The sequence below is a fragment of the Flavobacterium sp. genome, from assembly GCF_043722275.1.
GTDB lineage: Bacteria > Bacteroidota > Bacteroidia > Flavobacteriales > Flavobacteriaceae > Flavobacterium.
In genome coordinates this window covers 1-3,116 of the sequence record NZ_JAYSPC010000051.1, presented here as the reverse complement: position 1 = coordinate 3,116, position 3,116 = coordinate 1, and the positions used below count along the sequence as shown (strand labels likewise).

The window sequence follows — 3,116 nt, the reverse complement described above, 5'->3', positions numbered from 1 at the left end:
GTCTATCGGTTAGGACGCATGGTTTTCATCCATGTAAGAGCGGTTCGATTCCGCTACGGGCTACTAGAATAAGCTTCAGAGAAATCTGGAGCTTTTTTTTATATAACTCTTTTTTAGCACATTGTGTTCACAAGCTAGAAGCGCGCGCAGGAGCTTATTCATAATCAAAAAAGCAGATTATTTTTTTTAATTATTCACGCAAAATTCTAATGTATGGATTTCAGAATCTTACTATTCTTTAATGTATCTATTAATTTTTGAGTAAACAATTCAGATCCTAGTTTGTTTAAGTGCATCGCATTATAAAAATTTTTTTTATTATACGATATTTCATCGTTAGAGTAATCGTAAAACGGAATGTTGTATTTTTTTCCAAAACTCTTATATAGTGATATAATTTTATCTTTATTCTTATAAAATTTCTGCCCTTCTATATATTCGGGCGTATAAACCAAAATTACATATATATTTTTGGACTTACATTCTCTTAAATATTCATCAAACAGGACTATGGAAGGATTATCTAATTTTATCTCATAATTCTTCATTTTCTTTTTTGCCTTATCAAAATCTGAATTCCATTGGATGTCTTCTCCTCTATACCCCTTGATTCTCCAAGTTTTATCGGCACTTACTTTAGTCATCTTTAAACTTTCCTTAATTCCTCCTGAGACTTTACTATATCTAGTTAGAGGTATAGTATAGTCAACTAAATCAAAACCGTTATAACTTCTAATTGCTTTATTAATTTCATTATTCCAAAGCATATAGGGAAGAAATTGCTCCAAATTGTGCAAATCTTTCCTTTTTACTAGAGTGGTCATGTCTAATGCATGTATTATTAATTTAGGCTGTATATTATTTTGTAATAAAAGTGAATGCCTAAGATGCTGTAACCAAAAGTTGTGTCCATTAATACCTAAATTATAAGTTGACAAATTAAATTCGTTAGTAATCATTATTGGATTAATATGTTGCCAAGCCCTAGAACTACCATATATTACAATATCTGAATTTACTTTTCCTTCTAATACATCATTCCATGTGGAATATTCTCCGACCGCAAATGAATTCGATTTTTTGAGATTATATGAAATATACAAATCCAATGAATAAATTAGGCCTGATAGTGAAAATACAAATAAGGTCAAATTAATTATAAATTTTTTCATCTTTAAAATTGAAAGTAAATAAATTGTTGCTCTTTACCATTGAATAAAAAGATAATTATAACAATCGTATAATACAATCCCCATCTAACAGCTTTAGGTAATTTCAAGCCTAGTTTTGCAATAGCATACTCCTGCTCTCTACCATACCACTCAATCATTAAAAAAACAATTATTAATAAAATAAGTGGTTTAACAAAATCATCCTTACTATACGAAATACTAAGAAACAAGCTTTTAGAGAATATTTTACTGATTATACTCCATGCGTGCATCAAATTTTCTGCTCTAAAAAAAATCCATGCAAACACGGTCAAACTAAAAGTAAAAAACATTGCTAAGATTTCCTTAATACTTGGAAAATATTTTCCTTTAGCAACAACATCAAGGTTAGTTCTATTTGTATTTAAAATAATTGAAGGCATAATATACAATGCATGTAATAAGCCCCACACAATAAAGGTCAAATTTGCCCCATGCCAAAAACCACTTACAAGAAATATTATAAAAACATTTCTTATTTTCAACCACATACTACCTTGACTACCGCCTAATGGAATGTATAAATAATCTCTGAACCAAGTTGATAATGATATGTGCCAACGTCTCCAGAATTCAGCTATATCTCTTGAAAAATATGGAAATGCAAAATTCTTCTGTAAGCCAATTCCGAACAGCCTTGCAGTTCCTATAGCAATATCAGAATAACCTGAAAAATCACCATAAATTTGAAATGCAAAAAAGAGTGCCCCAACCAAAAGAGTGCTTCCTGAATAATCCCCAGAGTTCGTAAAGATTTCATTTACATATTCCGCACATTGGTCAGCAATTACTATTTTCTTAAATAAACCCCATAAAATCTGTTTTAACCCATCAACAGCTTTCGAGTAATCAAAAGTTCTTTCTTTTTTTATTTGTTGTAAAAGATGAGTTGCACGTTCAATTGGTCCTGCGACTAACAAAGGAAAGAAACTTACAAAGACAGAGTAATCTACAAAATTTTTTTCGGCTTTAATTCTATCATTATAGATATCAATCACATACGACAATCCATGAAAAGTATAAAAAGATATTCCAACAGGTAAAAGCACATTTAAAGTCCAAGTATTTACCGAAAAACCGAAATTTGAAATTGCATAGGCAAAAGAATTTGCGAAAAAATCATAATATTTAAAAATCCATAAAAAACCAAGATTTACAAATATACTTAACCAAAACCAAAACTTTTTGTTATTTTGATTTTTCGCTTCTGACATTTTAATTCCCGTGTAATAATCTAGTAATGTTGAGAAAACAAGTAGAAACAAAAATCGCCAATCCCAACATGCATAAAAAAAATAACTTGCAATTAAAAGTAAAGTATTTTGGAGCTTCAAAGATCCTTTTGCAACAAACCAATAAAGTATAAAAACTATAGGCAAAAATATTGCAAAGTGTAATGAATTAAAGAGCATAGTATTATACAAAAGTTATCAAATAAACAAATGGGCATTGAAATCTACTTTCGAACACAAATATATTGTATTCAATTTCTTTTTAATCAAAAAAGAACATTGATTTTTACTTTTAATAGAATCATATATAATTTACGCATCTTCAATAATCTGCTTTGATATTTAATTGTTCCAGCTACTAAGAAAATATTCAAACAAATCCGTGGCTTTTCTTTTATGAAAGCTTTAAAATACTAAATTATACTTAATACAATTTTGAGCAAAAAGCCAACAAGCACTACCACAGATTTTTATAAAAACACTTCTAATATCATTTTTAATTAAAGTAAAAAAATACGTTTATTGTTTGTGCGTTTAAAAATTATTTGCATTTTTGCACCCGCATTAGAAAAATGGCCCGTTCGTCTATCGGTTAGGACGCATGGTTTTCATCCATGTAAGAGCGGTTCGATTCCGCTACGGGCTACTAGAATAAGCTTCAGAGAAATCTGGA

The 3,116-nt window shown here is 29.4% G+C and carries 2 protein-coding genes and 1 tRNA gene; 1 reads left to right on the top strand and 2 read right to left on the bottom strand.

The genetic code is table 11. The features are described 5' to 3' along the window. Positions 1-206: 206 nt before the first annotated feature. Together ACHZDT_RS06880 and ACHZDT_RS06875 are read right to left on the bottom strand one after the other, a co-directional pair. A complete protein-coding gene (locus tag ACHZDT_RS06880) occupies positions 207-1,172 on the bottom strand; it encodes a hypothetical protein (RefSeq protein WP_394773892.1) in 966 nt (321 codons plus the stop codon). A 2-nt stretch (positions 1,173-1,174) separates the two neighbouring features. Then, positions 1,175-2,623 carry an MBOAT family O-acyltransferase gene (locus ACHZDT_RS06875; protein ID WP_394773891.1) on the bottom strand — a complete coding sequence of 483 codons (1,449 nt, stop codon included), beginning with the start codon at positions 2,621-2,623 and terminating at the stop codon, positions 1,175-1,177. 394 nt (positions 2,624-3,017) lie between these two features. Here ACHZDT_RS06875 and ACHZDT_RS06870 point away from each other — a divergent pair. Further along, positions 3,018-3,089 (top strand) — tRNA-Glu (locus ACHZDT_RS06870). The last annotated feature ends 27 nt before the right edge of the window (positions 3,090-3,116 follow it).